We start from the raw sequence: 5,064 nt of genomic DNA, 5'->3' as shown, positions 1-5,064 counted from the left end.
GTTCCACCGGCTGCCCGAGCGCATTCGCGCTCACGCCAGCATTTGCTTTATGGCCCTGATCTTGTACCGCGTCATGCGTCAGCGCCTGAAGGCCGCCGGCCACGCCGCCTCTCCCGAAACCGCCCTGGCACAACTGCGGCGTATCCAGCGCCAAAGCGTCTGCATCAATCAAGGCGTGCCGATTAGCGGCATCTCCACCATCAACCGCGACCAGGCCTCGATGCTGGACGCCCTGAACGTCAAGAATCCCAATCCAGATACCCAATTGAGCCTGCTGTAGTGGCAACTTGCGATCGTGGTCTATACGAATCATGGACTTACAGCGCTTCGTGTCGAACTCGGGGGCATGCCTTTGGCGCGCAGCAGGCATTTGAGCAAGGCGTCCACCAAGCCGCCCACTTCATCCAAGCGGCCTAGCGTGGAGTCGGTGCGCTGAAGGGGGCGACCGTTGTCGCCGCGGAAGGACTCGACCAGTTGCACACAGGTGTGACCTCAGGACTTGGTGAGTTTGGTGGACATGGACAAAAGTCTTGCAAACAGCGTGGCGTATTTCAATTCACATTGCCAACACTTGTTTCATACGATATTGCCACGACAGAAAATTCAGAACATCAGCTGTAAATTCTTGATTTTGTTGAGGCCGGATAGGCAAAACGGGGAAAAACGGGATTTGCTGTCGAACTCGGGGGGTAGGCTGTCTTGAATCTGTCAAATCATCTCGGCAAATCGACAACGATGGCCTCAGTTCCTTTGATCGTCCTTGCGCCTAGTTTGTCATGCCCTGGTTTTTTGGCTTTTTTGATTTTGATGATGGAATTTCGAAATTCAATTGAATCAATCCAGCCTTCTGCAATAAATTTTGGAACTCCATTCAGAAAAAACGTCGATAAATAATCGTCCATTTTAATTGAGTCACTCCACCATTGAAAATTAGTAATATCGATTAATTTCTTAAAAAAGTTATAAGCAGAGAATTCGTTAAGTATGCCTCCGCCAAAATTTTTACTGAAAATCGTACATGTGTCTTCTATGACATAAACCCCGCCCGGATTAACCATTGGAAAGTATCGTATAAAAGAATTTATGATGTCAACTGAAACGTGGGACCCGTCATCAATGATGAAGTTGAATGAATTTTTAATTCTTGAAATTTCATTGTGTGCTGTTTCTGAATTGGCATCTCCTACGACAACTTTAATTTTATTTTGGTTGTATTTTAGTTTCTTGCAATCTTCATTTATGTCGCAGCCAATTAATATTTCAGAATTCTTAAAATATTCGGCATACGTTTCAAGTGACCCGCCATTTTGAATGCCGATTTCGAGAATTGAAACGCGGTCATCTCTATGGTCTTTAAAAATCTCTTGGCGCTTACCTTTCCTGTTTTTGAGTCGTGTATTTGCTTGTAGGTTTTTTTAATTGTTTTCATTTTTTATAACAAAAATTATATTTTCCCGTTCAAAGCCATGGCGATAATTGCTAATTTCCTTTTATCTTCAGGCAATTCAGATGGTTTTATATAGGTGTCACTCCCATAAACCAATCCGTTAAACACATCTTTTTTAGTGTCAAGAATACGCAGTGGAAATTCGGAAATAAAATTTTCATCTTTAAGGAAAACGCCGACAAAATCGTTCCAGAGTCCATCGGCGCCTTCGAGCTGCGCAGAAGTGTATGACTCTAGCTGAACGGCATTGATGCCATTTCTTTTTGACCAAGTAATCAAAGCGCGACCACTGTCCGGATAAAATCTCCAGCAATCAACTGGATATCTATGTATATTGCCATTTGATGGTACATTTAAATAACAAAGCCCTTTGGGCTTAAGCACTCTCATGATTTCAAGAAAAACAAGCCAGAACATTTCTGAGTGTTCAAAGCATGAGCTTGTTAAAACAATATCGACTGATGCTGATTCAAATGGCAAAATGTAAGGATCGGTAAGAATTACATCGACCCCTTTGCCTTCAACGAAATCAACACCAATATATTCAAAGTCGGTTGGTGCAGTGATTCGCAGACTTCCATTAACATCCTGTGATCCAATTTCGACTATTTTAACTTTCTTGTCCCCCGTGAATGATTTTGAATACGTTTCAAAAAAAGATTTGCAATTAATTATCGCAGAGCGGTGCATATAAACTCCATTGTGAAAAATAGTACCGAGAAAATATTAAACTTAGCTTGCGGCTAATTCATACTTTTTGGATGATTTTTTGGCGAATGGCCGCATAGGCAGCTGTGTATTCAGGAAATCCATGTTCTCGGATGGCCATCTTCAGCGCGTCGCTGATGACCATTTCTTGAGGAAAACTTCTGAATCGGGTCATGCTCCAGCCCATGGTCCATGGGTTAGCTGCAGCGGTTTTGAAGTGGTATGGATACAAGGCCAAAAGCAGTGAGGCGAGTCGTTCCATCAAAAACACTTTGATTTGTGCGCTGCCCCGGTAATGGGTGGCCTGTCCGAGTGCTTGGGCCAAAGGCGTGTTGCCGGCCTCGGCCATCTTGAACAGCGCTTCACCAAAACGCAGCCATTCACGCCAAAACGCGGGGCGGGCCACAAAGTAATTGCTGAAGACGGTGTTTCGCGAGTCCATGACCATGGTGCGCAGTGCCAGGTCGAGCCCCATTTCTTTCAGAAATGCTTCACTGGTGGCGATGAATCCGGGTGAATAGACTTCTTGTTGTTCAAAGACGTTCAAAAAGCCCGCACCTTGGTCGGGTTGCGGTGAGAACAAGACCACATTGGCGCCTTTGGCGCTGGCTTGTTGGATGAATTTGAAGACTTCTGGCGCGGGCAGCTGGGTTTTGTCTGCAAATTTGGAGGAGAAAAAACCGTAATAGGTGTTTTCGTCCAAGGTTTGGTTGAGCAAAAAATTCCGGATGGGCCAGTATTCGTACCAGTCTGGGCGCAGGTTGGCGCGGTTGTCTAAGACTTCGTAGCCGCTGGCTTGCGCGGTTTTGAGGGTGTCGTCCGACCAGGCGATGCTGAATATGCGCACAGCTGCAGGCGTGTGTTGCGCCGTGGCCTGTGGGTTTGGCGTGACGGGCAGAGGGCTGTTTCTCACTTGTTCAGCGGTTTCGATCAGGGCGTCTTCCAGGTTGCGCACAAATTTGGGGGTGTTGAACAGGTCGCATGAGTCGCGCTGCGCTTTGAGGCGTTGCTTGATGGCCTGGATTTTTTTGGGTTTTGTCGCCAGTTGCACGGCCAGGTTTTCATAGGCTTGGGCGCTGTCGGTCACCAGTTCGGGCAGGCCGACGGCGTGCAGCAGACTGCCCGCCATGCGGCTGACCATGGTTTGGCCAGGGCAGGTCAACACGGGCAAGCCAGCCCACAGTGCGTCGCTGGCGGTGGTGCCTGCGCCGTAAGGTGCTGTGTCCAAAAACAAGTCGGCGCAGTGGTAGCGGGCCAGGTATTGCTCGGGCATGACGCGGCCCGCAAATATCAAGCGGTTGGCGGCGATGCCATGGCTTTTGGCGTTGGCCGTGAGGTTTTCTTTGGCTTGCGGGTTGTCTTCCAGCACCCACAGCACGCTGTTGGGGCTGCGCTTGAGGATGCGCATCCAGGTGGCCCAAATGTCGGGCGTGAATTTGTAGTTGTTGTTGAAGGCGCAAAACACAAATGCTTTGGCTGGCAAGCCGCATTCGGCGCGTGTTGGCGCGGTGCCAATCACGCGCTGGCGGTCGTTGGCCTGGTAGCTGTTGAGGTAGATGGGCTTTTCTGTGAAGTGCTGTGTCAGCTCGGGCGGCATCAGGTGCCGATCGGCCAGGATGTAGTCCACCCCCGGAATGGCGCTGCTGCCCATGTAGCCCAGATAGCTGGCTTGCACAGGCGCAGGGCGGTAGGCCAACACATCAAAACGCGAGCCGGTGGTCAGCCCGGTCAGGTCGATGAGCACGTCAATTTCGAGTTCGCGAATGCGTTGGGCCGCTTGGGCGTCGGTGAGCGCGTGCAAGGGGACATGGTGGTCAAACGCCTTGAGCACCCGTTGGCGCATGGCCGAGGGGGTGGTGTCGCTGTAGTCCAGCCCATACACCTGAACGCGGCTGCGGTCATGCAGTTCAAGCACTTCGGCCATCAAGATGCTGACGGCGTGGAGCTTGAAGTCGACAGAAAAGTAGCCGATGCGTAGCTTGTCGTGTTGCCAGCGCACGGACGGCAGCGGGGTGATGGGGCTGCGTTTGCGCTCAACGAAACCCTGTGCGGCTTGGCGTTGGCGCTCTGGTGTGTCGAGTTCGGCCATGCCCATGAAGGGGCCGATGTCGAGTGCCACGTCTTCACCCGGGCGGGCTTCGCACAGCCAGTTGGGTATGCTGGGCCAGCGGCATTGACGGCGGCGAATGCCGACATAGTGCTGGATCGCGTTGGCTTGTTGGGGGTTGAGCCGAAGGCTTTGCTCAAGCGCGGTTTCGGCTTCGGGGTAGCACTTGAGTTTTTCATGCAGGCGGCCCATGTGGTTGAGCAACATGCACTGGCCTTCAACGGGCAGTTGGTCACTCAGGGCCTGGCGCCAGCCTTGGAGGGCTTGCGCATCGTTGCCGTTGGCCTCTGCCATCAGCCCCAGATTGACTGCGGCTTGGTACAGCAAGGGGTTGAGTGTTTGGGCTTTTTCGTATGACGCTTTGGCGATGGCAGGCTGGTTGTGTTTGTTCAGAATGCCGTAGTTGAAGTACACAGGAGCGGCTTGCGGATCGTCACCATGCACGGCAAGCCAGTCGTTGTAGAGGTCCGCTGCTTGCTGCACCTTGCCTGCCGACTGAAGTTGGTCAGCTTGCTGGATCAGTTGTGCGACGGTCAGGGTGGCTGCAGGCATGTTGTTTTGGGGCTTGATGGCTGAGAGTTCGTACTTGAATCCCAGCCGCTTTTTGGGAATGAATGGCGGACCAAACCATTGAAGTTCCCGTTGCTGCCGCGTTGCCAGCTGCAATACGGATCGGCAAAGTAGGTCTGGATGCCAAGGGCCTGTTCGTTGGCCTGGTGATACGCAAACTCTTTGCCGTTGTCCACCGTCAAAGTCTTCTCCCGTGAGTTCAAGGAATAGAAAATTTAATGTGTATTTATTT

3 protein-coding genes and 3 pseudogenes are annotated in these 5,064 nt (G+C 51.1%); 1 reads left to right on the top strand and 5 read right to left on the bottom strand.

The genetic code is table 11. The annotated features are described in order from the left end of the window. A pseudogene (locus ABWQ00_RS15580) lies at positions 1-280 on the top strand (IS1634 family transposase); the annotation flags it as partial. A 62-nt stretch (positions 281-342) separates the two neighbouring features. Here ABWQ00_RS15580 and ABWQ00_RS15575 read toward each other — a convergent pair. The 5 genes and pseudogenes from ABWQ00_RS15575 to ABWQ00_RS15555 form a co-directional block, all read right to left on the bottom strand. Further along, positions 343-480 (bottom strand): annotated as a pseudogene (locus ABWQ00_RS15575) (hypothetical protein); the annotation flags it as partial. 233 nt (positions 481-713) lie between these two features. Then, positions 714-1,058, bottom strand: coding sequence for a hypothetical protein (locus tag ABWQ00_RS16375; RefSeq protein WP_502908165.1), 345 nt, complete (start codon positions 1,056-1,058; stop codon positions 714-716). A 386-nt stretch (positions 1,059-1,444) separates the two neighbouring features. Then, the gene (locus ABWQ00_RS15565; protein ID WP_353239568.1) at positions 1,445-2,137 is read right to left on the bottom strand and encodes a methyltransferase domain-containing protein; all 693 of its coding nucleotides are present in this window, start codon (positions 2,135-2,137) and stop codon (positions 1,445-1,447) included. Positions 2,138-2,195: 58 nt separating this feature from the next. Further along, entirely contained in the window at positions 2,196-4,814 is a 2,619-nt protein-coding gene (locus ABWQ00_RS15560; RefSeq protein ID WP_353239567.1) for an O-linked N-acetylglucosamine transferase, SPINDLY family protein, read from the bottom strand. A 50-nt stretch (positions 4,815-4,864) separates the two neighbouring features. Beyond that, positions 4,865-5,020 (bottom strand): annotated as a pseudogene (locus ABWQ00_RS15555) (IS30 family transposase); the annotation flags it as partial. Between the last annotated feature and the right edge of the window lie 44 nt (positions 5,021-5,064).

The sequence above is a fragment of the Limnohabitans sp. genome (assembly GCF_040400975.1).
Lineage (GTDB): Bacteria > Pseudomonadota > Gammaproteobacteria > Burkholderiales > Burkholderiaceae_C > Limnohabitans_A.
Note: the sequence above shows the minus strand (reverse complement) of the source record. Positions and strands in the feature narration are given on the sequence as shown.

Coding starts and splice junctions, on each gene's coding strand:
- ABWQ00_RS16375 (WP_502908165.1), bottom strand. CDS start 1,058: ATGGTTAATCCGGGCGGGGTTTATGTCATAGAAGACACATGTACGATT.
- ABWQ00_RS15565 (WP_353239568.1), bottom strand. CDS start 2,137: ATGCACCGCTCTGCGATAATTAATTGCAAATCTTTTTTTGAAACGTAT.
- ABWQ00_RS15560 (WP_353239567.1), bottom strand. CDS start 4,814: ATGCCTGCAGCCACCCTGACCGTCGCACAACTGATCCAGCAAGCTGAC.